Raw genomic sequence first — 25,370 nt, forward strand, 5'->3', positions numbered from 1 at the left:
GTTTGATAAAAATAAATCTATGAGTATTGTTTTTTATAGTAATCTTTGTATGAACCAGAAGTTACATTTTGAAGCCATTCTCCATTCTCCAGGTACCAATTAATTGTTTTTTCTAAACCTTCTTCAAAAGTTACTGAAGGTTTCCAGCCAAGTTCTTTATTGATTTTTGATGCATCAATTGCATAACGCAAATCGTGCCCTGGTCTGTCTTTTACATAAGTAATTAGTTCTTTAGATGTACCTTCACTTCTGCCTAATTTTTTATCCATAATCTGGCATAATATTTTTACCAAATCAATATTTTTCCATTCATTAAATCCACCAATATTATATGTTTCATGATTTTTTCCTTCATGAAAAACTAAATCTATAGCAGCTGCATGATCTTCTACAAATAACCAATCTCGTGTGTAATTGCCGTCACCATAAACAGGCAAAGGCTTATTATTTATAATATTATTTATAAAAAGAGGGATCAGTTTTTCAGGAAAATGATAGGACCCATAATTATTTGAACAGTTTGTTAAAACATAAGGTAATCCGTAAGTTTCTCCATAGGCCCTTACAAAATGATCAGAACTAGCTTTTGAAGCCGAATATGGAGAATTAGGGTCATAAGGAGTAGTTTCAGTAAATAATCCCTCTGCTCCTAAAGATCCATAAACTTCATCTGTACTTATATGATAAAATCGTTTATTTTCAAAGTTATCTTTCCATTGATTTTTTGCAGCATTCAACAGGTTCATTGTTCCAATTACATTTGTTTTTACAAATGCTAAAGGATCTTCAATTGAACGGTCTACATGAGATTCTGCAGCCAAATGCAAAACTCCATCAAACTTATGAAGGGAAAAAAGTTCATTTATAAAGGTTTCATCTACAATATTTCCTTTTATAAAAGTATAGTTAGGCTGATTTTCAATATCCTTAATATTTTCTAAATTTCCGGCATATGTCAAAGCATCCAAATTATAAATTTGATATTCTGGGTATTTATTCACAAAACGTCTAACTACATGTGATCCGATAAAGCCCGCGCCACCAGTTATAAGAATTTTTTTCATTTTATTTAATTTAACAATTCTGAATTTTGTTTTTCAAGTTCATTATATACATCTTTTACGTCTTGAGAACTTTCTTTATGTAAGATCAAATTAGCAGTACTAGTATGAACAAATATGGTATTTGTTAATCCTAAAAAAGTGGTATGATACTCACATCCTATCACCATATTTCCATTTTTATCAATAGGGTGACCTTTTGAAACTAAATATTCATAAACAGACTCAAAAGATCCTAGATCTGACCAGGTAAATGATGCCGGAACAACTTTTATTTTTTTACTTCGCTCCATTACAGCATAATCAATACTAATTGATGGAATTTCTAAAGATAAATTTAAATCAAGAAAACCTTCATTACTTGATTCCCAAACTAATTTGGATTTTTCATAAACATCTGGCTGAAATTGTTTCAATTCATCAAGTAAAACTCCGGCCTTGAAGCAAAACATACCACTGTTCCATAAAAAATTTCCTCTTGCAATAAACTCCTTTGCGGTAGTTTCGTTTGGCTTTTCACGGAATGAAATCACTTTATCCCCTTTTGATTCTATATAGCCATAACCTGTTTCTGGTTTGGTTGGGATAATTCCAAATGTTACAATATAACCATCCTGAGCTTTTACTATAGCTTCGTTTATCGCTTCATTGTAATTATCCATTTTATCAATAATATGATCAGATGGCGTAACAATTAATATATCTTCAGTATCAGAAGCAAACGCTGCAAAAGCAATAGCAGCAGCAGTATTTCTTGGGGTGGCTTCAACTATATTAATATATGAAGTTTGCGTTTTATCCATTACTTTACCACTCAAATGATAGTTATCAACATTTCCTACCACCATAACTTTATTTGCTAAATGACTGTTTCTATCTACAGTCATTTCGAATAAAGATTTTCCTTCAAATATCTCAAGATATTGTTTTGGCTGGCTCTTGCGAGACAATGGCCAAAGTCTGCTTCCAACTCCGCCGGTTAAAATTACATGTATAATTGAATTATTTACTTCCATATTTTTTAAAAATTAAAAAAAGAGTTTTTTTAGTAACTATAATCTATTATCTGCTATTGTTCCTAAAACTCCTTTTACATCATATATTAAACTATTTGATTCTTGTAATTCTGAAAAATTAAGCTTTAAAAATTCTTTATGCGCAACACCTAAAACAATGGCATCAAATTTTTCTTTCGGAATAGAATTTGTTGTTTTTAATTTATATTCCTTTTTAACTTCTTCAATATTAGCTAAAGGATCATATATTGTGACAGTTATTCCGTATTCTTTCAATGCTCTCACAACATCTACAATTTTTGTATTTCGAACATCAGGGCAATTTTCCTTAAAGGTAATACCTAACATTAAAAGATTTGCACCATTTACAGAAATTCCTTTTTTGATCATTAACTTTACTACTTGAGAAGCAACGTATTCTCCCATGCTGTCATTTAAACGTCGCCCTGCTAATATTATTTCGGGATGGTATCCAAATTCCTGTGCTCTTTGTGCTAAATAATAAGGATCGACGCCAATGCAATGACCTCCAACTAGTCCAGGTTTAAAAGGCAAAAAATTCCATTTTGTAGCTGCTGCTGCTAATACTTCCTGTGTATCAATATTCATCAGGTTAAATATTTTCGCTAATTCATTAACAAAAGCAATATTAATATCACGCTGAGAGTTTTCTATAACCTTGGCTGCTTCAGCAACTTTTATTGATGGTGCTAAATGGGTTCCTGCAGTAATTACAGATTTATATAAAGCATCAACTTTTAAACCAATTTCAAGAGTAGATCCTGAAGTTACTTTTAAAATTTTCTCTACAGTATGCTCTTTATCTCCCGGATTAATTCTTTCTGGTGAATATCCTGCAAAAAAATCTTCATTAAATATCAATCCTGAAACTCTTTCTAAAACCGGAATGCATTGTTCTTCAGTCACCCCTGGATATACTGTAGATTCGTAAATTACAATATCCCCTTTTTTCAAAATCTTGCCTATTGATTCGCTTGATTTATATAATGGAGTTAGATCAGGACGATTATTTTTATCAACGGGGGTAGGAACCGTTACTATAAAGTAATTGCAATTCACAATATCGTCTAAAGATGTCGTGCAGTATAAACCAACTTTCCCTTCATTATTATCAACCAATACATTTTGCAAAGTAGCGTCATCGATTTCTAAAGTTGTGTCTGTTCCGGATTTTAAGGAACTTACTCTTGATTGGTTAATATCAAAACCTACAACAGGATATTTTGTAGCAAATAACCTCGCCAAAGGCAGTCCTACGTATCCTAAGCCAATAACTGCTATTTTTATATCTTTATTCAATTTATGCTCTTTTTTAAATTCAGTCATTAAAACTCACGGCTTCGCCACTCTCTGTCACATGGCATGACACAGATAGCTGTAGATTCATTTTTGGCAAATATAACACATTAAGTCAATAAATTCAATACAGTTTCCTACAGAACTTAAAAAGAAAATTCTTAAAAGTTACAAATCATTTACAAATCTTTATAAATCAACAACATAAGTAATTACCTACAAAAAAAATAAAGAATAAAAAAACACAAAACACGTGATTTTTATTCTTTATTAAATTAAAACACAAAAAATATTATTTGTATTTAATTTTTAAAACACACCCAAGAGATTCTAAAACTAAAATATAGTGTGTATTTGAGACTTCCTGAACAATTGCCTCCTGATTGCTAAAAGCTCCTGAATCTAATTTTATTCTATCTCCAACCTGCATTGGTGTTACTGAAATCTCACTGACATTTGAAGCCATGAGATTTTTTTTTATAATATCAATTTCTTCATTTCTAACAATGGCAGGTTTACCTAGCCAAAACAAATAGCGAACAATACCGACTATCTGAAAAACCGAATTTCTGTCGTTTTCTGATAACTGAACAAAAACATATGAATTAAAAAGCGGTACTTCAACTTTTTTCTTTCTGTCTGACCATTGCTTTACCTGAGTTATTAATGGACAATAGCATTCTATTCCTATTTGTTTTAGCTTTTCTGCAACTTTTTTTTCCCATTTGGGCTTAGTATAAACAACATACCAATTCATATCATTTTTATTGAAAATAAAATCTTTACTTCTCCATTCATTTTATTGCTCATTAAATTTTAAAATCAATATTAATATCAATTAGGAACCAATTCCTTTATAAATAAAACCGATGGCTTGTAATTCTTGAGCGTTTAATATATTTCTTCCATCAAATATAAATGCAGGTTTATGCATTGAATCATAGATTTTTTTCCAGTCATAGGTTGTAAATTCATCCCATTCAGTAAGAATCGCAACCGCATGGGCTCCTTTGCAGGCATCATACGAATTATCAAACGTTAAAATTGCATCTTTATTTTCCAGATCGGATCTTGTTTCTAAATAATTTAAATCATTCAATATTTTATTCCTTGAAACTTTAGGATCATAAACCGAAATTTTAGCCTGTTCATTAATTAAATCATCAGCCACATATATAGCTGCAGACTCACGAGTATCGTTTGTGTCTTTTTTAAATGCCCAGCCTAAAAAAGTAATTTTCTTATCGGCTACAGTATTGTATAATGTTTGAACAATTTTATTTGAAAATCTTCTCTTCTGGTGATCGTTCATGATAATAACCTGTTCCCAATAATCTGCAACCTCATTTAATCCGTATGTTTTTGCTATATAAACTAAGTTCAAAATATCTTTTTGAAAACAAGAACCTCCAAAGCCTACTGATGCTTTTAAAAATTTAGGACCAATTCGGCTGTCCATACCAATCGCTCTTGCTACTTCACTAACATCTGCACCTGTTTTCTCACATAACTCTGACATTGCATTTATTGATGAAATTCGTTGTGCCAAAAATGCATTTGCTGTTAGCTTAGATAATTCTGACGACCAAACATTCGTAGTTAAAATTTTATTTTTATCTACCCAATTCGCATATACATCAACTAAAGCATTAATTGCAATTTCTCCTTCCGGAGTGGTATCTCCACCAATTAAAATTCTGTCCGGATTTAATAAATCTGTAACGGCAGTACCTTCTGCTAAAAATTCCGGGTTTGATAAGATTTGGAATTGAACGCCATTTCCAGTGTTATCCAAAATACTTTTTATTGCTTCGGCTGTACGAACCGGCAATGTTGATTTTTCTACTACAATTTTATTTTGTTTGGCCACTTTGGCAATTTGTCTTGCACATAGTTCAATATATTTTAAATCCGCAGCCATACCCTTACCTTTTCCGTAAGTTTTGGTTGGTGTGTTTACAGATATAAAAATCACCTGAGCTTCATCAATTGCTTTTTCAACTTCTGTAGAAAAGAAAAGATTTCTTCCTCTTGCTTCAGCTACAATTTCTGAAAGTCCCGGTTCATAAATCGGAATATTGTCAGTATTAGGGTCATTCCAATCTTTAATTCTTTGTTCGTTCAAATCGACAACAGTCACTTGAATATCTGGACATTTTTGAGCTATTACTGCCATAGTTGGCCCCCCAACATAACCTGCACCAATACAACAAATATTTGTTATTTTCATTTAATTATTTTTATCTTAATCTTTGGTTTTATTTCAAATTATCCCAATACCATTTTACAGCTTCTTTTAATCCTTCCTGTAAAGAGTATTTTGGATTATACCCTAACATTTTTTTTGCCTTATTAATACTTGCTAATGAATGAGGGATATCACCAGCACGACTGGCACCATATATGACTTCAACATCAGCAATTTTTGGGTCATATTCGGTTAAATACTTTTTCAAATATCCAACTAAATCATTTAATGTGTTTCTGTCTCCAAACGCTGTATTATAAACTGTATTTATAGAATCAGGGTTTTGGTTTGTTATAGCAAGTTTATTCATCTGAATTACATTATCGATATATGTAAAATCACGAGAATAATTTCCATCACCATTTATAACAGGACTTTCATAATTCATAAACTGCATAACAAACTTAGGAATGACTGCTGCATAAGCTCCATTTGGATCTTGTTTTCTTCCGAAAACATTAAAATAACGGAGTCCAATTGTTTCTAATCCGTAAGTTCTGCTGAAAATCTCCGCATACAGTTCGTTAACATATTTTGTAATAGCATAGGGAGATAAAGGCTTTCCTATAACTTCTTCAACTTTTGGCAATCCTTCAGAATCTCCGTAAGTAGAAGAACTTGCGGCGTAGACAAACCGCTTTATTTTAGCATCACGCGAAGCAACCAACATATTTAAAAAACCGGAAACATTGACCTCGTTTGATGTTATTGGATCATTTATAGATCTCGGAACTGAGCCTAAAGCGGCCTGATGCAAAACGTAATCAACACCTTCAACTGCCAACGCACAATCAGCTATATTTCGGATATCTCCTTCTATCAATTTGAAATTTGGATTTTCAATAAAATTTTTTAGGTTATGACGATGTCCAGTTGAAAAATTATCTAAACAAATTACCTTATGATCTAATCCTAGAAAATACTCACATAAATTTGAACCAATAAAACCGGCCCCACCTGTAACTAGAATTTTATATTGATCTGAATTCTCCATCGTCCAAATTATTTTTTATTGAATTTATTGAAAACAGATTTCATTAAGTTCACTTTTTGTTCTTCTTCATGATATCCGTTAGAATATGCTCCGTATCCATAGCCGTACCCATATCCAGAACCATATTTTGCTTTATTTTCATATCCGTTCAAAACAATACTTGCATTGCTTAGCTCACCTCTTTTTATTCTGTTATTTAACAGAGTAATCATGTCTTTCTTAGTGTAATTCTGTCTCACTATGTACAATGTTACATCAGCATACTGAGCTAACTCTAAAGAATCTGAAACAAGACCTACCGGAGGTGTATCTAAAATGATATAATCATATTTCTGCTTCAATTCGTCTATTAATTCCTTCATTACTTCACTTAAAATAAGTTCAGAAGGGTTTGGAGGAATTGGACCTGATAGTATAACGTCAAGATTAGGGATTTGAGTTGAATGAGTTATTTCATCAAGACTTTTTTGTTTAATCAAATAATTTACCACGCCAATATTGCTTGTCAGATTAAATTCATCTGCCAATCTTGGCTTTCTTAGATCTAAACCAATTATTACAGTTTTTTTCTCGCTCAAAGCAAAAACGGTTGCAATATTTATTGAACAAAATGTTTTTCCCTCACCACTTACTGAAGAAGTTATCATAAGTGTTTTTGCTCCGCTTACACGTTGCTTCTTGTAAAGAAATTGCAGTGATGAACGAATTGTTCTAAACGACTCTGAAAGAGCTGATTTCGGTTTTTCAAAAACTGCTAAATTGACATTATCTTTATTAAACCCAACAACACCTATAAGAGGAATCTGTGTCAATTTACTGATATCATCAGGATTTTGAATAGAATTGTTGATGAAGAAAATTATAAAAACAAATATAAGTGGAATAAGTATTCCTAAAAACAATGCTAAAACATAGTTTACAGATGTTTTTGGTCCTATTAAATTTCCTCCAATGTCTTTTGCAGGATCAATAAAATGAATATCAGATAAATTAGATGCTTTTACAATTTCTGCTTCATTCCTTTTTTGAAGAAATTCAGTATAAATATTATCATTTAAATCATATTTCCTTTTAATTTTCAATAACTCTTGCTGTTCCTCCGGAAGTCTTTTAACTGTGCTTTCAGCTTGTCCAATTTTGGCATTTATCATCGATAAATCATACAACAAAGATGACTTTGCGCTTGCAATATTTTCTAGCAAAACATCTTTTACTGCACGCATCTGATTATCAAAATCTTTAAATATTTTATCACTTTTTACAGCATATGCCATTTCTGACCGTTGTGTAGAAAGTCCTATAAGCTTAGAAACATTTACAGCAATATTCGGATCCTCAATTCCTGCTACAGAGGGAGCCGGTAAACGTGAATAATCTACACTATTATTTAAGTAGGTTTTTAACGAATTATAGTAAGCAATTTTTCTTGAAATTTGATCTTTCTCAACATCAAAATTCATTATCTTATCTGAAACCTTTTGGCCTCCGTCTTCAATTTCATAGATATTTTTATCTTTTCTGAAAGTCTTAAGCTCATTACCCGTCTCTTTCAATTGAGACTCCATAGCAACAAGCGTACTATCAATAAATTTTATAGTATTGTTTGCAAATTGATTTTTTCCGTCAAGCTGAATTTTAATCAACATTCTTACAGTTGAGTTTAAATATTCAACCATCCTCGCCTTGTTAGTACCTTGTAATGACAACGTTAACAATGAACCTCCTTTATCGTCAGACGTCACATCTAAGCTTCTATACCTGGAAACTGTTCCATCAAAATCATTAAAACGAACAAAATATTCATTTCCCTTATAAAAACCGGGGTTGTCATTTATTTGCAATTTCCAATTTAAAAAAGGCAATGAAACCTGCTCTCCTACTTTATACTTTTTTACAAACTCAGCAGGCTGAACAGCTGTAGTAGTATATTTATTTTCTGAATATGTTATCAATGAAACCGAATTATTTTCGAACGGAATTCTGATTTCATATTCATTTTCACTTAAAAATTTGATACTTATAAGAGTATTCGCGATCTGTCCTTTTGTTTTATCAATCCCTAAATAAAAAGGTATAGCTCCGTAAGAATCAACTAAGTTGTATTTTCCCTGTACCAGATAATCAATATAAAACTGAAGTTTATCGACTACTAGTTCGTTATGTGACCTTGATTTAAGAATAGTTGAAATTCCGTTGACCTGATCAGAAATTCCTCCCCAGTTAAAAACTAAACTGGTATTAGAAGTAAAAAAGGGATTACTTTCTTCTTTAATAGAAATCATTGTTTGCATGGAGTAAATTTTCTCTTTCCGAATATTTACCTGGTATGCAATCGTAAAGGCAATTATCAAGCTTATTAGAAACCATTTCCAATAACTGACAATTTTCAACAAAAGTCCTTTAAAATCAAAATTCGAATGATTTTCAAAAATCGAAAAATCTTTTATATCTAACATCTTTGAATCCGGTTTTAATTTTTAAGAATTAAATAAACTGTTGTAGCCAATGACAGTAAAGTAATAATAGTTCCTACAGACTGGATACCCGTCTGACCTGTTCCCCATGTTTTTTGTTTTAATGGCTTTACATAAATGTAATCGTTTGGCTGGAGATAATAATATGGTGATTTCATTACATTTACATCTGTAAGATCTATATTATTCATTAATACTCCTGTTGGAGTTTGGCGGATAACAGTCACTTCCTTTCTATTTCCAACTGTCGTAATATCACCTGCATTTGCGATAGCCTCCATAATATTGACATGTGTCTGAAATAATGTTTTGGTTCCCGTACTCCCGACCTCGCCATTAATAGTATATCTAAATCCGGCTAATTTTACTGTTACAAAAATATTAGCTTCACTTTTAAAATATTCTTCAAGTAATTTTTTTTCAATTATAACCCTTACTTCTTCAAGTGTATATCCTATAACATTTATTTCTCCTAAAATTGGCATTCTAATATTTCCATGATCATCAATTGTAAAACCATCAAAATACAAAGCTGACTCTGATTTTCCTGCTGTACTTGAAACAGATTCTGCTTTATTAAAAATGGACACCAGCTTAGGATCAATCGCTTTGATATCTATACTTATTACATCATTTGCCTGTAATCTGTAAGGTTTAGATTCTACTGCTGCAACTGTACTTTGTTCTCCTGAAGAATTTTTATCTTGTAAATACACTAAATCTTTTACGGGGATACAAGAAGTAAACAACATACTAATTAATAGTACTATATAAAAGCTGTTCTTTGTCATTATTAATATTTTATGGGCAAATATAGGTTTTCCTTTAATCTTCAGGAAATCTAATGTTTATTTGATCTTATTTAGTTGTTTTTGAAAGTTTTTTCGAACGGAACACGTTGCAAAATACTTCTGCCCAGTGTTACTTCATCTGCATATTCTAATTCATCTCCAACAGAAATGCCTCTTGCAATTGTTGAAAGTATGGTATCAGATTCGGCGATTTGTTTGTAGATATAGAAATTTGTTGTGTCACCTTCCATTGTTGAGCTTAGTGCAAAAATAACTTCTGCCACTTTCCCTGCTTTTACTTTTTTGACAAGGCTTGCAATATTCAATTGACTGGGGCCAACACCCTCAATCGGAGAAATTTTACCACCTAAAACATGGTATATCCCTTTATATTGACCTGTATTTTCGATAGCCATAACATCACGAATATCCTCAACCACACAGATCAACTGATGGTTTCTTGAAGAATTAGCACAAATTTCACAAATTTTTGTATCAGAAATATTATGGCAATTTTCACAAAACTTAATATCTTCACGCATGTTTAACAATGCCTGAGATAAAAAACCTGTCTGTTCTTTAGGTTGCTTTAATAAATGCAAAACCAATCTCAATGCCGTACGTTTACCAATTCCTGGCAATTGAGACATTTCGTTTACTGCTTTTTCAATTAATTTTGATGAAAATTCCATAATGACAAAAATAGCATTTTCATTGTACTTTAGCCCAATTCTGCTTATAGTAAAAAATTTACGTTCAATACAAAAAAGGCGATGACTCAGAAATTTTCTAAAAATTAATACTGATTGGTAGCTAATAATACCAATGTACAAGCAACTTCTGCTTTAATATTATTTAACTCAAGTAATTGATATAATTCCGGATTTTCAGTTCCCGGATTAAAAATTACTCTTTTTGGCTGTGCTTCTACTATATAATTATAATAATCTCTTTGACGGGTTGGGTTCAAATAAAGAGTAACAGTATCAATATTTGTAACAGGTATAGCTTTAGTATGAATTTTTACACCTGCAACTTCTCCTGTATTTTGACCGATAGCCAAAACAGTATGTCCCTTTTGAACTAAAGAATTTATTGCTCTAAAAGCGTAGCGGTCTGGTTTTGTGGTAGCACCCAGAACTAAGGTTTTCTTGTTTTTCATCATTTTAAAATATGATACAAAAGTAATCAAAAAGAATGAGCTTACTTTATGTTATTTATAGAGAATTAGTGTAATAAAAAACAATAACATAAAATAAATTTATGATCTAGCATTAAAAAATGACTATTTTTACTTCACTAACTCAAACAATATGGATTTATTCATTTATTTATTTGCTGCTCTTTTTTCTGTATTGAATCCAATTGGAACAGTTCCTATTTTTGTAGGATTAACACAAGATGATTCTAAAAAAGAACGTTCCAGAATTTCAATATGGACTGCAGTAAACGTTTTTATCATTTTAATTGTTTCGTATTTTATCGGTCAGTATGTGCTGACTTTTTTTGGAATTAGCATTGATGCGCTTCGCATTGCAGGAGGAATTGTAATTGTCAATTCAGGTTTTTCCTTACTCTCTGGAAAATTCAATAAAAAGAGGGGTATTAATAAAAAAATTGAAAATGAAGTTCAGCAACGAAATGACATTGCCTTAACTCCCTTAGCAATTCCGATGCTGGCCGGCCCTGGTTCAATTTCATTGTTAATTGCATTCTATCAGGAACATCATCAGATGGAGGAAATTATATTTTCATGTTTAGCCATTTTAGCGATTGCAGTTGCCATTTTTCTTATTTTAAAAAGCGCACATTACCTGGCAAGAATATTAGGGGCTTCCGGAATTGTTGCTATTTCCAGAATCGTTGGTTTTATAGTTATTTCTATCGGAATTCAATATATAGTAAGTTCAATTATCAATATCATCAAAGGTAATTTGATGTAATATTTTCAAAATTAAACACTAAAAAAAGGGATAAAACTTAAAAGCTTTATCCCTTTTCTTATTAGTTCCTTTTTATTTAACTTCTTGGTAAAAATACTTCAGCCATCATGCATCTTGCACTTCCTCCGCCACAAGCTTCTATAGTATCCAAACTTGAACTTAAGATTTCAGCATGACTTTCTAATTGAGTAATTTGCTTTGGAGTTAAACTTTGATGTGCCGACGCACTCATTACGATATATTTTTTATCATTTGCTCCTCGTACTTCTAACATATTCCCTGCAAAATTATTGACCTGAGCTTCGGTAATCAAAATAATTTCTTTATTGTCGCCTTTAAGATTATCCAAAACCATTTTTCTTTCTTTCTTATCGTCTATACAATCTGCACAAATAACAGCAAAAGTTTCTCCAAGACACATCATTACATTGGTATGATAAATTAATTTACGCTCACCATCAACTGTCTGAAAGGCCTCAAAAATTACCGGGGCATAATCAAAATCTTCACAAAATTCAATAAACAATTCCTCATCTGCGCGAGGAGACAAAGCACAATAAGCTTTTCCATTTGCACGGTCTAAAAGCAAACTTCCAGTACCCTCAAGAAAAATACCATCTTCTTCGGCAGAAGTATAATCCATTATATTGGCAATTTCAAACCCTTTTTCTTCAAGTGTATCCAAAATATCTTCACGGCGTTCTTGACGACGGTTTTCTGCAAACATTGGATATAAGGCTACATCACCATTTTCATGAAAAGAAACCCAATTGTTTGGAAAAATACTATCTGGTGTATCTGTTTCTAAGGTGTCTTCAATAACGGTTACATCTACACCAACTGCTCTCAATTTTTCAACAAAAGCATCAAATTCTTGTTGCGCTTTTGCATTTACTGTACTAGGCAAAAGTCCGTCTAATACTTTTTGATAATAATTATTTACCGCTGTTTGCTCATTCATTCTAAAAGCAACCGGGCGAATCATTACAATTGCATTTGTTGTTTGTCTCATTTTCTTTATATTTTTTGTTTCATGTTCAAAGTTCAAGTTTGTAATCAACGTGAAACTTAAATATGAAGCTTGGAATTTTATTTAATCTCTAATTAATGGTAAAGTTGAACATCTCAACAACCCTTCTTGTTTAGCTATTTCAGCATACGGAATTTCTTCAACTATAAAACCGTTTGCCCGCAGCCAATTATTTAATCTCGTAAAGTTTTTTTCAGAAACCACAATATTTTCATCAATTGAAAATACATTAGAAAACATATTATACATTTCATTTCTTTCAATGTGAAATAAATTTTCCTTTCCAAAAAGATTTACCAAATACAAATAATCAGCTTCCTCACGAAAACCCCTTTTATAAATGATTCCCTTATTTTTTCCAACTGGCTGAAAACAACAATCAAGATGCAGTGCGTTATCTCTTGCCTCTAATTTTGACTTAACTAAGTCAAATTCTTTTACTATTTTATTTGGAAATAATTCTTTGATATAATTCACTCCATGCATATTTGTTCTTGCTGTAATGTAATCTTTGTAATCACTACCTTTATAAGTACCAATAAAGATATGGTCATTCCACAACATTACATCACCTCCCTCAATATGAACTTCTTCCGGAGGCCGAACAACTTTTTGAGGATCTATTTGATCAATTATGTATTGAATAGCATCTAATTCTCTTTCTCTATCAGGTAAAATATTAGATTTTATAAAAGTATTATCGATAACAAAACCAATATCTCTAGCGAAGATCTGATTGTAATTTTCAATCATTGCCGGGCGATAAACAGTTACATCGTATTTCTGAAAGACGGCATTAAAAGCATCCATTTCAGCAACCATATCTTTCTCTACAGGATAAGTACCTGCTTTAATATGTTCCAATGATTTAGGATCATAAGCCTCTTCAATTGAAGGAGTTGGCCCATTATGAACAGCAGAACCCAAAACTACTGCACGTAATCTTGACGTTTCGTTCTTTACATTTAATTGCAACATAACTATATTATATTTTGGGCAAAGATAAAAAAAGCTTCACAGTTAAGTGAAGCTTTAGTTTTTTTTATTTGTTTGACTTAAAGTCTCTCAAAGGATGTCCAGTATAAATCTGTCTAGGGCGTCCGATAGGTTCTTTATTCTCCCGCATTTCTTTCCATTGTGCAATCCATCCCGGTAATCTACCAATAGCAAACATTACTGTAAACATATCTGTTGGGATACCTAATGCTCTATAGATAATTCCAGAGTAAAAATCTACGTTTGGATATAAGTTTCTTGATTTAAAGTACTCATCTTCTAAAGCTGCTGCTTCTAATTTCTTAGCAATTTCTAAAATCGGATCATCAACACCTAAAGTTTCCAAAACTTCGTTAGCTGCTTTTTTGATGATTTTAGCTCTTGGATCAAAGTTTTTATAAACTCTATGCCCAAATCCCATCAAACGGAAAGGGTCATTTTTATCTTTTGCTTTTGCTAAAAATTTATCAGTATCTCCTCCATCTTTATTAATTTCTTCTAACATTTCAAGTACAGCCTGATTTGCACCTCCGTGAAGAGGCCCCCAAAGAGCTGAAACTCCGGCAGAAATAGAAGCAAATAACCCAGCATGAGACGAACCAACCATTCTTACTGTAGAAGTTGAACAGTTTTGCTCGTGATCAGCATGAAGAATGAACAATTTATCTAACGCATCAACAATAACAGGATTTGCAGAATATGGTCCTGTAGGCAATTTAAACATTAATTGCATGAAATTATCAACGTAACCTGTTGTGTTATCGTAATAATTCAATGGATAACCCATAGATTTTCTGTAAGTCCAGGTAGCAATTACAAGAAATTTACCCATCGTTTTACAAATGGCTTCATACATTTCTTTTTCATTGTCTACATTCACTGCTTTTGGATTAAATGCTGTTAATGCACTTGTCAAAGCAGATAAAACACCCATCGGGTGCGCTGTTTTTGGAAAACCATCAATGATATTTTTCATTTCTTCGTTTACCAAAGTATGTTTTTTTATACCATTTTCAAACTGTTCCAATTCTTGAGCAGTTGGTAATTCTCCAAAAATCAAAAGATAAGAAACTTCAAGAAAGCTAGCTTTTTCAGCTAAATCCTCAATTGCATACCCTCTGTAACGCAAAATTCCTAATTCTCCGTCTAAGAAAGTAATCTCACTTTTACAAGAACCAGAATTTTTATATCCGGGATCAATTGTGATAATACCTGTTAAATCACGTAATTTGTTAATATCGATAGCTGATTCATTTTCGCTTCCTGTGATTACCGGAAGTTCAATTTTTTTACCATCTACTTCTAATGTAGCTATTTTTGACATAATATATCGGAAATAAATCTTTAAAATAATAATTTATCAAATCTAAGGAATTTAAGACTAATTAAAAAAAGAATCCTGCTATGAATTTGTTAAAACTCCAAAAAAAACCATTCGCAAAAACGAATGGTTTTTTTTCAATATATAACTCTTACAATTATTTGATTTTGAAAGCATTCAAACCAGGAAAATAAGCATTACTTCCTAGCTCTTCTTCAATTCTTAACAATTGATTATATTTTGCCATACGATCTGAACGTGAAGCAGAACCTGTTTTAATCTGACCACAGTTTAAAGCTACAGCTAGATCTGCAATTGTATTATCTTCTGTTTCTCCGGAACGGTGAGACATTACAGAAGTATAACCAGCATTTTTAGCCATGTTTACTGCAGCAATAGTTTCTGTCAGAGTTCCGATTTGGTTTACTTTTACTAAAATTGAGTTTGCAATACCTTTTTGAATTCCTGTAGATAAACGCTCAACATTAGTTACAAATAAATCATCACCTACCAATTGAACTTTATGTCCAATTTTATCAGTTAGATATTTCCATCCGTCCCAATCATTCTCATACATACCATCTTCGATAGAAATAATTGGATATTTAGCAGCAAGTTCAGCTAAATAATCTGCTTGCTCCTCAGAAGTTCTGATTTTTCCAGTTTCACCTTCAAATTTAGTATAATCGTATTTACCATTTACATAAAATTCAGATGCCGCACAGTCAAGAGCAATCATAATTTCATCACCGAAAGAATAGCCCGCTTTTTCAACTGCTAATTTTATAGTATCAAGAGCATCTTCAGTTCCTCCAGCCAAATTTGGTGCAAAACCACCTTCGTCACCTACAGCAGTACTTAAACCTCTGTCATGCAAAACTTTTTTTAGGCTGTGAAAAATCTCAGTTCCCATTTGCATAGAATGTGTAAAAGAAGTTGCTTTTACAGGGAAAATCATAAATTCCTGAAATGCAATTGGTGCATCAGAGTGAGACCCTCCGTTGATGATGTTCATCATCGGTACTGGTAATGTGTTAGCAGAAACTCCACCTACATATCTGTATAACGGTAAACCTAGTTCATTTGCAGCAGCTTTTGCAGCAGCTAAAGAAACTCCTAAAATAGCATTAGCCCCTAATTTAGATTTGTTTGGAGTTCCATCTAAATCAATCATTAACTGATCAATAGTGTTTTGTTCAAATACAGAAGTACCAACTAATTCTTCAGCAATAACGGTATTTACATTATTCACTGCATTTAAAACTCCTTTACCTAAGTAGGCCTTACCTCCATCACGTAATTCAACAGCTTCGTGCTCTCCAGTTGAAGCTCCAGATGGTACAGCTGCTCTACCTAAAACTCCATTTTCTGTTACTACATCAACTTCAATAGTAGGATTCCCTCTGGAATCAAGAATTTGTCTTGCGTGAACTTTAATTATAATACTCATTATTTTTGTTTTTTATTAATAAACTATATTTTTTTTTCGAAATTATAAAATTATTTAATAGTAATTACTCATTATATCTATTAAACACCTTTATTTATTAACTATATCGTTTTAGCGATAGCTCCTTTTATGTTCTCAACAAACTGATCAAACAGATAAGAAGAATCATGTGGCCCAGGGCTGGCTTCAGGGTGATATTGTACTGAGAAACAATTCTTGTTTTTCATACGCATACCTGCCACAGTATCATCATTCAAATGTATATGTGTAAGCTCTAATTCAGGATGCCCATCAAGAGCTTCTCTTTTTACAGCAAATCCATGATTCTGAGAAGTGATTTCTCCTTTTCCTGTAAGAAGATTTTTTACAGGGTGATTTATTCCTCTGTGCCCGCCAAACATTTTATAGGTCTTAACACCATTTGCAAGCGCAATTACCTGATGTCCTAAACAAATCCCAAACAAAGGTTTATCATCAGCAATAATCTTTTTTGCTACTTCAATAGCACCATAAAGCGGGTCAGGATCTCCTGGACCATTTGACAAAAAATAACCATCAGGATTAAATGCGGTTAAATCTTCGTATGACGAATCATATGGAAAAACTTTAATATAGCAATCTCTTTTAGCAAGATTTCTTAGAATATTCTTTTTTATACCTAAGTCCAAAGCAGAGATTTTATACTTTGCATTTTCATCACCAACAAAATATGGCTCTTTAGTTGACACTTTAGAAGCTAATTCCAGTCCTTCCATGTTTGGAACATTAGCCAATTCTTTTTTCAAATCTTCAACAGAAGTTCCGTCTGTACAGATAACAGCATTCATAGCGCCATTATCACGAATATAACTTACAAGAGCTCGCGTATCAACATCAGAAATGCATATTAAGTTTTGTTTAGTAAAATAATCTTCTAAACTCCCCGAAGCACCTTCTCTTGAATAATTAAAACTAAAATTTTTACAAACTAAACCAGCAATTTTTACGCTTTCTGATTCAACTTCTAAATCATTAATACCATAATTACCAATATGTGGATTAGTGGTAACCATAATTTGTCCAAAATAAGAAGGATCTGTAAAAATCTCTTGATATCCAGTCATCCCAGTATTAAAACAAACTTCACCAAAAGTTTTACCGCTAATCCCGATAGATTTTCCATGAAAGATAGTTCCATCACTTAGTAATAAAATGGCGCTTTGTCGTGTTGTGTATTTCATTCCTTAATTTGTATTGTTTTTTAATTGTATACGAAACTTAAAGTCTCATTTGTAATTAGATATTTTGCAAATTTACTTCTTTAAAAGAGTGCTGCCAAGATTTTTTAAAAATTTCATTCACAAAAATAAAACCGTGAAGCCGAAATAAGTTAAATTTTAGTCTCTTAAAAAAAATCAAAAAAAAAGGATAAACTAAAAATTAGCTTATCCTTGATTTTTATAGAATCATTATTTTCATAATTATTCAGAAGCTTCAGTAGTCGATTCTGATTCAGCAACAGGAGCTTCCAGAGTAGTCTCCTCAGCTTTTTTTGCTTTACCACCACGACGGCTTTTTGCTTTTTTAACTTCTTTTTTACCTCCATTGTAAAGTTCATTGAAATCTACAAGTTCGATCATTGCCATATCAGCATTATCTCCTAAACGATTTCCAACTTTAATGATACGAGTGTATCCACCTGGACGGTCACCAACTTTAGCAGCTACGTCTCTGAACAAGTCAGTTACAGCATATTTACTACGCAAGTAAGCAAAAACAATACGACGGTTGTGAGTCGTATCTTCTTTTGATTTTGTAATTAAAGGCTCAACAAATTGTTTAAGCGCTTTAGCTTTAGCAACAGTAGTATTAATACGTTTGTGCTCAATAAGAGAACAAGCCATATTAGCTAGCATAGCTTTTCTATGTCCAGTCTGTCTGCTTAAGTGATTGAATTTTTTTCCGTGTCTCATTGCTATTTTAAATTTAATCCCGCAAGCGGGATTGAATTATTCTTTATCTAATTTGTATTTAGCTAAATCCATTCCGAAAGTTAAATTTTTAACTGCAACAAGTTCATCAAGTTCAGTTAAAGATTTTTTACCAAAATTACGGAATTTCATTAGGTCATTTTTATTGAACGATACTAAATCACCAAGTGTATCAACTTCAGCCGCTTTCAAGCAATTTAATGCTCTCACAGATAAATCCATATCAACAAGCTTAGTTTTAAGCAATTGTCTCATATGCAATGACTCTTCATCATACGATTCTGTTTGTGCAATTTCGTCAGCCTCGAGTGTAATTCTTTCGTCAGAAAATAACATGAAGTGGTGAATTAAAACTTTAGCTGCCTCAGTAAGAGCGTCTTTTGGATTAATAGAACCATCAGTTTTAATTTCAAAAACTAATTTTTCGTAATCTGTTTTTTGCTCAACACGGAAGTTTTCAATTGCATATTTTACATTTTTTACCGGAGTAAAAATAGAATCTGTAAAAATAGTACCAATTGCAGCATTCTGTTTTTTGTTCTCCTCAGCAGGAACGTATCCTCTACCTTTTTCGATTGTTAAGTCGAAGTTCAATTTGATTTTAGAATCTAAATTACAGATTACAAGATCTGGGTTCAGAACTTGAAAACCTGAGATAAATTTTTGAAAATCACCTGCTGTTAATTGATCTTTACCAGAAACAGAAATAGTAACTGCCTCATTATCGATATCTTCAATTTGACGTTTAAAACGTACTTGCTTTAGATTAAGGATAATTTCGGTAACATCTTCAACAACACCTGAAATAGTAGAAAACTCATGATCTACACCTTCGATACGAACAGATGTAATTGCATAACCTTCTAATGCTGAAAGCAAAACTCTTCTAAGTGCATTACCAACAGTCAATCCATAACCAGGTTCTAAAGGTCTAAATTCGAATTTACCTTCAAAATCGGTTGAATCGATCATGATAACTTTATCGGGCTTTTGAAAATTAAATATTGCCATAAATTTCGACTAAGTCAATTATTATTTGTTGTACAACTCTACGATTAATTGTTCTTTAATGTTTTCTGGAATTTGAAGTCTCGCAGGTACAGAAACAAAAGTTCCTTCTTTAAGATCATTGTTCCAAGTAATCCATTCATAAACATGACTTGAATTTGATAAAGAACGTTCGATAGCTTCTAAAGATTTAGATTTTTCACGAACTGCAACTTTATCACCAGGCTTAAGGTGGTAAGAAGGAATATTTACAACTTCTCCATTTACAGTAACGTGTCTGTGAGATACGATTTGACGTGCACCTCTTCTAGAAGGAGCAATACCCATTCTAAAAACTACGTTATCTAATCTTGCTTCGCATAATTGTAATAAAACCTCACCAGTAACTCCTTTAGTAGCTGATGCTTTTTCGAATAAATTTCTGAATTGTTTTTCTAAAATTCCGTAAGAATATTTAGCTTTTTGCTTTTCCATTAACTGAACAGCGTACTCAGATTTTTTTCCTCTTTTTTTAGCCATCCCGTGTTGTCCAGGTGGGTAATTTCTTTTTTCGAAAGACTTATCATCTCCGAAGATTGCTTCGCCAAATTTACGAGCGATTCTTGTGCTAGGACCAGTATATCTTGCCATTTTAAATTGTTTAAGATAGAGATTATGAATTCAGGTCTTATCCTTCGATAATCTATATTCTATCTAGGTTATACTATAAAAATTTGAGTATTAAACTCTACGTCTTTTTGGAGGACGACATCCATTGTGAGGCATTGGAGTAACATCGATAATCTCAGTAACTTCAATTCCACCATTATGTATAGAACGAATAGCAGACTCACGTCCGTTTCCAGGTCCTTTTACATAAACTTTTACTTTTTTAAGTCCTGCTTCAAGAGCTACTTTACTACAATCTTCTGCTGCCATTTGAGCTGCGTACGGAGTATTCTTTTTAGAACCTCTGAAACCCATTTTACCAGCTGAAGACCAAGAAATAACTTCACCTTTCTTATTAGTCAAAGAAATGATAATATTGTTGAAAGTCGCAGAAATATGAGCTTCACCCGTTGATTCAACGATAACTTTACGTTTTTTTGCAGTTGCTTTAGCCATATTACTTATTATTTAGTTGCTTTTTTCTTGTTAGCAACAGTTTTTCTTTTACCTTTTCTTGTTCTAGAGTTGTTTTTAGTTCTTTGTCCTCTTAAAGGAAGACCAGATCTGTGACGGATACCTCTGTAACAACCAATATCCATTAAACGTTTGATGTTCAAAGAAACTTCAGAACGTAATTCTCCTTCAATTTTGTAAAATGAAACAGCATCACGAATCGCTCCGATCTCATCATCATTCCAATCTTGAACTTTTTTATCTTGGCTAACTTGAGCTTTCTCTAAAATCTCAATAGCTCTACTTCTCCCTAATCCGAAGATATAGGTTAGTGCTATAACACCTCTCTTATTTTTTGGGATATCTACCCCTGCTATTCTTGCCATAATTATCCTTGTCTTTGTTTAAATCTAGGATTCTTTTTGTTTATTACGTACAATCTCCCTTTTCTACGCACGATAATGCACTCGGCACTTCTCTTTTTTACTGATGCTCTAACTTTCATAGTGAATATCCTTTAATATCGATAAGTAATTCTTGCTTTTGACAAATCATAAGGACTCATTTCTAGTTTCACTTTATCACCAGGTAATAATTTGATGTAATGCATACGCATTTTACCAGAAATATGAGCAATTACAATATGTCCATTTTCTAACTCTACACGGAACATCGCATTGGATAACGCTTCGATGATTGATCCGTCTTGTTCTATTGCTGATTGTTTTGCCATAAATATATTAAGCTACCGCTTTTCTATTTTTACCAGTCTTCATTAAACCATCATAATGTTTGTTTAACAAGTATGAATTGATTTGTTGAATAGTATCTATTGCAACTCCAACCATAATTATTAATGAGGTACCTCCAAAAAACATTGCCCAAGATTGTTGTACATCCATAATACTTACAACAATAGCTGGGAACACAGCAATCAAAGCAAGGAATAAAGATCCTGGGAAAGTTATTAAAGACATCACTTTATCAAGAAAATCTGAAGTTTCAGCTCCTGGACGAACACCAGGAATAAAACCACCACTTCTTTTTAAATCATCAGCCATTTTATTAGTAGGTACTGTGATAGCAGTATAGAAAAATGTAAATACAATAATTAAAGTTGCAAAAACAAAATTATACCAAAATCCAAAAATATTACTAAATGCACCAACGATAGATTGTGATGTGTCTGACTTAGACAATCCTGCTACAGCAGCAGGAATAAACATAATTGCTTGTGCAAAAATGATTGGCATAACTCCAGAAGCATTAAGCTTAAGAGGAATCCATTGTCTATTACCACCTGCTAAATCTTGCTCGTAATCACCAGTTGTTGTACGACGAGCATATTGAACCGGAATTCTACGTACTGCCATTGTAAGCAATACACAAGAAATAATTACCAATAACCACACAATAATTTCAATGGCCATTAACATTAAACCTCCAGTATTATTTGTTACTACAGATTTGAATTCTTGCATAAAAGCTTGTGGTAAACGAGCCAAAATACCAACCATAATCAATAATGAAATTCCATTTCCAATTCCTTTATCAGTAATTTTTTCACCAAGCCACATAGCAAAAATTGTACCAGTAACTAAAATGATAACAGACGAAAATAAAAACTCAGGAGAGTTAAACCCTAATAAGAATGCACTTCCAGGCAACGTTCTGTATAAATTATAGATATAAGTTGGACCTTGAACCAATGTAATAGCAATAGTTAACCAACGTGTAATTTGATTAATCTTTTTTCTACCACTTTCTCCATCATTTTGAAGTTTTTGCAAATAAGGAATAGCAATTCCCATCAACTGAACAACAATAGAAGCAGAAATATAAGGCATAATCCCTAAAGCAAAAACTGAAGCTTTAGAAAAAGCACCTCCGGTGAACATGTCTAGGATAGATCCTAAACCATTTTTAGTTTGTCCTGCCAATCCTGTTAATTGAGTTGCGTCAATTCCAGGAAGCGTAACGTGTGCTCCAAAACGATATACTAAAAGAAGCCCTAAAGTAATAAGGATTCTGTTCTTTAGTTCTTCGATTTTCCAAACATTGCTAATTGATTCAATAAATTTCTTCATACAATAGAAAAATTATATTGTTACAGCCTCTCCACCAGCAGCTTCAATAGCAGCTTTTGCAGTAGCAGTAAATTTGTGAGCAGTTACTTTTAATTTTGCTTTCAATTCTCCTCTACCTAAAATCTTAACGATTTCATTTTTGGTAGCAAGACGGTTAGCTACGTAATCTGTCATTGAAACAGAATCAGTAATCACACCATTGTCTACTAATAATTGAAGCGTATCTAAATTAACACCTTCGTATTCTTTACGATTGATGTTTGTGAAACCAAACTTAGGCACACGTCTTTGAAGTGGCATTTGCCCTCCCTCAAAACCAATCTTTTTAGAATAACCAGAACGAGATTTTGCTCCTTTGTGACCTCTTGCAGAAGTACCACCTTTTCCAGAACCTTCTCCTCTACCTAATCTTTTATTTTGATTGTGTGTTGACCCTTCAGCTGGTTGTAAGTTACTTAAATTCATAACAGTATTTGTTATTTAGCTTCTTCTACAGAAACTAAGTGTTTAACTTTGTTTATCATCCCAAGGATAGCAGGGTTTGAATCATGCTCTACAACTTGTCCCATTTTACGTAGACCCAAAGCTTCTAAACCTCTCTTTTGAGAAAGAGGGCAGTTGATTTTGCTTCTTACTTGTTTTACTAATAATTTAGCCATAATTTCCTTGAATTAACCTTTAAAAACTTTTTCTAAAGAAACACCTCTTTGTTTTGCAACAGTATGAGCGCTTCTCATTTGTAATAAAGCATCAAAAGTTGCTTTCACTACGTTATGAGGATTTGATGATCCTTGAGATTTAGATAATACATCGTGAATACCTACTGATTCAAGAACTGAACGAACAGCTCCACCAGCAATAACTCCTGTACCATGAGAAGCAGGAATTAAGAATACACGTGCACCACCAAATTTACCTTTTTGTTCGTGAGGAACAGATTGTCCGTTCAAAGGAATCTTTACTAAATTTTTCTTAGCATCTTCTACTGCTTTCGCAATTGCTTCAGAAACGTCTTTAGATTTTCCTAATCCATGACCAACTACTCCGTTTTCATCACCTACAACTACAATAGCAGAAAAACCGAAAGCTCTACCTCCTTTTGTAACTTTAGTAACACGATTAACACTTACCAGACGATCTTTAAGTTCAAGACCACTTGGTTTTACCAATTCTACATTTTTGTATTTAGACATAATATATTAGAATTTAAGTCCAGCCGCTCTTGCGCCTTCTGCTAATGATTTAATACGACCGTGATATAAATAACCACCTCTATCAAAAGTGATTGTATCAATCCCAGCTTTTAACGCTTTCTCTGCAACCAATTTTCCAACAGCAGCAGCGATTTCAACGTTAGTACCTTTTCCTATTTCTTTTTCTCTTGAAGATGCAGCTAATAAAGTAACTCCATTTACGTCATCTATAAGTTGAGCATAAATTTCTTTGTTACTTCTAAATACAGATAGTCTTGGGTTAGTAGCAGTACCACTAATCGATTTTCTAATTCTGAATCTAATTCTCTGTCTTCTATCAGATTTTGTTAATGACATAATCTTATTTTTTAAGCTGATTTACCTGCTTTTCTTCTTAATACTTCACCCACAAATTTAACACCTTTTCCTTTGTATGGCTCAGGCTTACGGAAACCTCTGATTTTCGCAGCAACCTGTCCTAAAAGTTGTTTGTCAAATGATGTTAATTTTACGATAGGGTTTTTACCTTTTTCAGATATTGTTTCTAAAGCTACTTCCGGAGCAATTTCCAAAACAATATTGTGAGAATATCCAAGAGCTAAATCTAACTTTTGACCTTGGTTTGAAGCTCTATATCCAACTCCAACTAATTCAAGTTCTTTTGTAAAACCTTCAGATACACCAATTATCATATTATTGATTAATGATCTGTATAATCCGTGTTTTGCTCTTTGGTCTTTATGATCAGACGATCTTTCTAATAGAACCTGATCGCCTTCAACTTTTACAGTAATGTCCGAAAACTCCTGAGTTAGTTGACCTTTTTTTCCTTTTACCGTAACGATACCGTCTTTAACTTCTACAGTCACTCCAGCAGCGATTACAATTGGGCTTTTACCTATTCTTGACATCTTATTTAGTCTTTAAAATTAGTATACGTAACAAATTACTTCACCACCTACATTTAATTGTTTCGCTTGCTTTCCAGTCATAAGACCTTTTGAAGTTGAAACAATTGCAATTCCTAATCCGTTAAGGATTCTTGGTAATTTGGCAGCACCTGCGTATTTACGTAAACCAGGTTTACTAATTCTTTGGATATCTTTAATTACTGGCTCTTTAGTATCTTTATCATACTTCAAAGCGATTTTGATTGAACCCTGAACAGTGTTGTCCTCAAATTTGTAACTCAAGATATAACCTTGATCAAATAAGATCTTAGTTATTTCTTTTTTTAGATTAGAAGCCGGAATTTCTACAACTTTGTGGTTTGCAGCCACAGCGTTACGAACTCTAGTCAAATAATCTGCAATAGGATCTGTATACATATGTATTTGATTGCGATTATGGTTTTCGGGAGATACTCATCT

General features: G+C 32.6%; 30 protein-coding genes. 1 reads left to right on the plus strand and 29 read right to left on the minus strand.

Annotation, left to right across the window (positions count from 1 at the left end):
* Positions 1 to 17: 17 nt before the first annotated feature.
* From rfbB to JOD96_RS12895, 10 genes are all read right to left on the minus strand, one after another.
* Entirely contained in the window at positions 18 to 1,064 is a 1,047-nt protein-coding gene (rfbB, locus tag JOD96_RS12850; RefSeq protein ID WP_209564669.1) for a dTDP-glucose 4,6-dehydratase, read from the minus strand.
* Positions 1,065 to 1,069: 5 nt separating this feature from the next.
* Positions 1,070 to 2,077 (minus strand): mannose-1-phosphate guanylyltransferase, encoded by a 1,008-nt coding sequence (locus JOD96_RS12855; RefSeq protein ID WP_209564670.1) that lies wholly within the window; start codon positions 2,075 to 2,077, stop codon positions 1,070 to 1,072.
* A 36-nt stretch (positions 2,078 to 2,113) separates the two neighbouring features.
* Positions 2,114 to 3,424 (minus strand): nucleotide sugar dehydrogenase, encoded by a 1,311-nt coding sequence (locus JOD96_RS12860; RefSeq protein WP_209564671.1) that lies wholly within the window; start codon positions 3,422 to 3,424, stop codon positions 2,114 to 2,116.
* Positions 3,425 to 3,686: 262 nt separating this feature from the next.
* Positions 3,687 to 4,151: a UpxY family transcription antiterminator gene (locus tag JOD96_RS12865; protein ID WP_209564672.1), complete on the minus strand. Its 465-nt coding sequence runs from the start codon at positions 4,149 to 4,151 to the stop codon at positions 3,687 to 3,689.
* Between the two features lie 81 nt (positions 4,152 to 4,232).
* A complete protein-coding gene (locus tag JOD96_RS12870) occupies positions 4,233 to 5,624 on the minus strand; it encodes a UDP-glucose 6-dehydrogenase (RefSeq protein ID WP_209564673.1) in 1,392 nt (463 codons plus the stop codon).
* 28 nt (positions 5,625 to 5,652) lie between these two features.
* Positions 5,653 to 6,636 (minus strand): SDR family oxidoreductase, encoded by a 984-nt coding sequence (locus JOD96_RS12875; RefSeq protein ID WP_209564674.1) that lies wholly within the window; start codon positions 6,634 to 6,636, stop codon positions 5,653 to 5,655.
* An 8-nt stretch (positions 6,637 to 6,644) separates the two neighbouring features.
* A complete protein-coding gene (locus tag JOD96_RS12880; RefSeq protein WP_209564675.1) occupies positions 6,645 to 9,092 on the minus strand; it encodes a polysaccharide biosynthesis tyrosine autokinase in 2,448 nt (815 codons plus the stop codon).
* A gap of 14 nt (positions 9,093 to 9,106) precedes the next feature.
* The gene (locus tag JOD96_RS12885) at positions 9,107 to 9,901 is read right to left on the minus strand and encodes a polysaccharide biosynthesis/export family protein (protein WP_209564676.1); all 795 of its coding nucleotides are present in this window, start codon (positions 9,899 to 9,901) and stop codon (positions 9,107 to 9,109) included.
* Positions 9,902 to 9,972: 71 nt separating this feature from the next.
* A complete protein-coding gene (gene recR, locus JOD96_RS12890; protein ID WP_209564677.1) occupies positions 9,973 to 10,593 on the minus strand; it encodes a recombination mediator RecR in 621 nt (206 codons plus the stop codon).
* 104 nt (positions 10,594 to 10,697) lie between these two features.
* Positions 10,698 to 11,063 carry a CoA-binding protein gene (locus tag JOD96_RS12895; protein ID WP_209564793.1) on the minus strand — a complete coding sequence of 122 codons (366 nt, stop codon included), beginning with the start codon at positions 11,061 to 11,063 and terminating at the stop codon, positions 10,698 to 10,700.
* A gap of 151 nt (positions 11,064 to 11,214) precedes the next feature.
* Between JOD96_RS12895 and JOD96_RS12900 the strand changes: the two genes are divergently transcribed.
* A complete protein-coding gene (locus tag JOD96_RS12900) occupies positions 11,215 to 11,844 on the plus strand; it encodes a MarC family NAAT transporter (RefSeq protein WP_209564678.1) in 630 nt (209 codons plus the stop codon).
* Positions 11,845 to 11,920: 76 nt separating this feature from the next.
* On the opposite strand, the gene ctlX is transcribed toward JOD96_RS12900, so the two are convergent.
* From ctlX to rpsH, 19 genes are all read right to left on the minus strand, one after another.
* Complete coding sequence (gene ctlX / locus JOD96_RS12905; protein ID WP_209564679.1) at positions 11,921 to 12,856, minus strand: citrulline utilization hydrolase CtlX; 936 nt, start codon at positions 12,854 to 12,856, stop codon at positions 11,921 to 11,923.
* A gap of 81 nt (positions 12,857 to 12,937) precedes the next feature.
* Positions 12,938 to 13,852, minus strand: coding sequence for a dimethylarginine dimethylaminohydrolase family protein (locus tag JOD96_RS12910; protein WP_209564680.1), 915 nt, complete (start codon positions 13,850 to 13,852; stop codon positions 12,938 to 12,940).
* A gap of 64 nt (positions 13,853 to 13,916) precedes the next feature.
* Complete coding sequence (locus tag JOD96_RS12915; RefSeq protein WP_209564681.1) at positions 13,917 to 15,194, minus strand: citrate synthase; 1,278 nt, start codon at positions 15,192 to 15,194, stop codon at positions 13,917 to 13,919.
* A gap of 154 nt (positions 15,195 to 15,348) precedes the next feature.
* Positions 15,349 to 16,641 carry a phosphopyruvate hydratase gene (eno, locus tag JOD96_RS12920; protein WP_209564682.1) on the minus strand — a complete coding sequence of 431 codons (1,293 nt, stop codon included), beginning with the start codon at positions 16,639 to 16,641 and terminating at the stop codon, positions 15,349 to 15,351.
* A 101-nt stretch (positions 16,642 to 16,742) separates the two neighbouring features.
* Positions 16,743 to 17,861 (minus strand): glutamine-hydrolyzing carbamoyl-phosphate synthase small subunit, encoded by a 1,119-nt coding sequence (gene carA, locus JOD96_RS12925; protein ID WP_209564683.1) that lies wholly within the window; start codon positions 17,859 to 17,861, stop codon positions 16,743 to 16,745.
* A 240-nt stretch (positions 17,862 to 18,101) separates the two neighbouring features.
* Entirely contained in the window at positions 18,102 to 18,593 is a 492-nt protein-coding gene (gene rplQ, locus JOD96_RS12930) for a 50S ribosomal protein L17 (protein WP_209564684.1), read from the minus strand.
* A 36-nt stretch (positions 18,594 to 18,629) separates the two neighbouring features.
* Positions 18,630 to 19,622 carry a DNA-directed RNA polymerase subunit alpha gene (locus JOD96_RS12935; protein ID WP_026109818.1) on the minus strand — a complete coding sequence of 331 codons (993 nt, stop codon included), beginning with the start codon at positions 19,620 to 19,622 and terminating at the stop codon, positions 18,630 to 18,632.
* A gap of 21 nt (positions 19,623 to 19,643) precedes the next feature.
* Positions 19,644 to 20,249, minus strand: a complete 606-nt coding sequence (gene rpsD, locus JOD96_RS12940) for a 30S ribosomal protein S4 (RefSeq protein WP_035619621.1) — start codon at positions 20,247 to 20,249, stop codon at positions 19,644 to 19,646.
* Between the two features lie 90 nt (positions 20,250 to 20,339).
* Positions 20,340 to 20,723, minus strand: a complete 384-nt coding sequence (rpsK, locus tag JOD96_RS12945) for a 30S ribosomal protein S11 (RefSeq protein WP_007803677.1) — start codon at positions 20,721 to 20,723, stop codon at positions 20,340 to 20,342.
* 8 nt (positions 20,724 to 20,731) lie between these two features.
* Positions 20,732 to 21,106, minus strand: a complete 375-nt coding sequence (rpsM, locus tag JOD96_RS12950) for a 30S ribosomal protein S13 (protein ID WP_007803675.1) — start codon at positions 21,104 to 21,106, stop codon at positions 20,732 to 20,734.
* Between the two features lie 2 nt (positions 21,107 to 21,108).
* Positions 21,109 to 21,225 (minus strand): type B 50S ribosomal protein L36, encoded by a 117-nt coding sequence (gene ykgO, locus JOD96_RS12955; protein WP_002987490.1) that lies wholly within the window; start codon positions 21,223 to 21,225, stop codon positions 21,109 to 21,111.
* A gap of 12 nt (positions 21,226 to 21,237) precedes the next feature.
* Positions 21,238 to 21,453, minus strand: coding sequence for a translation initiation factor IF-1 (gene infA / locus JOD96_RS12960; RefSeq protein WP_007136545.1), 216 nt, complete (start codon positions 21,451 to 21,453; stop codon positions 21,238 to 21,240).
* Between the two features lie 7 nt (positions 21,454 to 21,460).
* Entirely contained in the window at positions 21,461 to 22,807 is a 1,347-nt protein-coding gene (secY, locus tag JOD96_RS12965; protein WP_209564685.1) for a preprotein translocase subunit SecY, read from the minus strand.
* Positions 22,808 to 22,819: 12 nt separating this feature from the next.
* On the minus strand, positions 22,820 to 23,272 hold the full coding sequence (rplO, locus tag JOD96_RS12970) for a 50S ribosomal protein L15 (protein WP_007803667.1): 453 nt from the start codon (positions 23,270 to 23,272) through the stop codon (positions 22,820 to 22,822).
* 11 nt (positions 23,273 to 23,283) lie between these two features.
* Positions 23,284 to 23,466 carry a 50S ribosomal protein L30 gene (gene rpmD, locus JOD96_RS12975; protein WP_017495010.1) on the minus strand — a complete coding sequence of 61 codons (183 nt, stop codon included), beginning with the start codon at positions 23,464 to 23,466 and terminating at the stop codon, positions 23,284 to 23,286.
* 12 nt (positions 23,467 to 23,478) lie between these two features.
* On the minus strand, positions 23,479 to 24,003 hold the full coding sequence (gene rpsE, locus JOD96_RS12980; RefSeq protein ID WP_085950926.1) for a 30S ribosomal protein S5: 525 nt from the start codon (positions 24,001 to 24,003) through the stop codon (positions 23,479 to 23,481).
* Positions 24,004 to 24,006: 3 nt separating this feature from the next.
* Positions 24,007 to 24,357 carry a 50S ribosomal protein L18 gene (gene rplR, locus JOD96_RS12985; RefSeq protein WP_042565878.1) on the minus strand — a complete coding sequence of 117 codons (351 nt, stop codon included), beginning with the start codon at positions 24,355 to 24,357 and terminating at the stop codon, positions 24,007 to 24,009.
* 11 nt (positions 24,358 to 24,368) lie between these two features.
* Positions 24,369 to 24,911: a 50S ribosomal protein L6 gene (gene rplF, locus JOD96_RS12990; protein WP_042565877.1), complete on the minus strand. Its 543-nt coding sequence runs from the start codon at positions 24,909 to 24,911 to the stop codon at positions 24,369 to 24,371.
* Between the two features lie 18 nt (positions 24,912 to 24,929).
* A complete protein-coding gene (gene rpsH / locus JOD96_RS12995) occupies positions 24,930 to 25,328 on the minus strand; it encodes a 30S ribosomal protein S8 (RefSeq protein ID WP_007803657.1) in 399 nt (132 codons plus the stop codon).
* Positions 25,329 to 25,370 lie beyond the last annotated feature (42 nt).

It is taken from the genome of Flavobacterium sp. 1355 (genome assembly GCF_017833415.1).
Taxonomy (GTDB): domain Bacteria; phylum Bacteroidota; class Bacteroidia; order Flavobacteriales; family Flavobacteriaceae; genus Flavobacterium.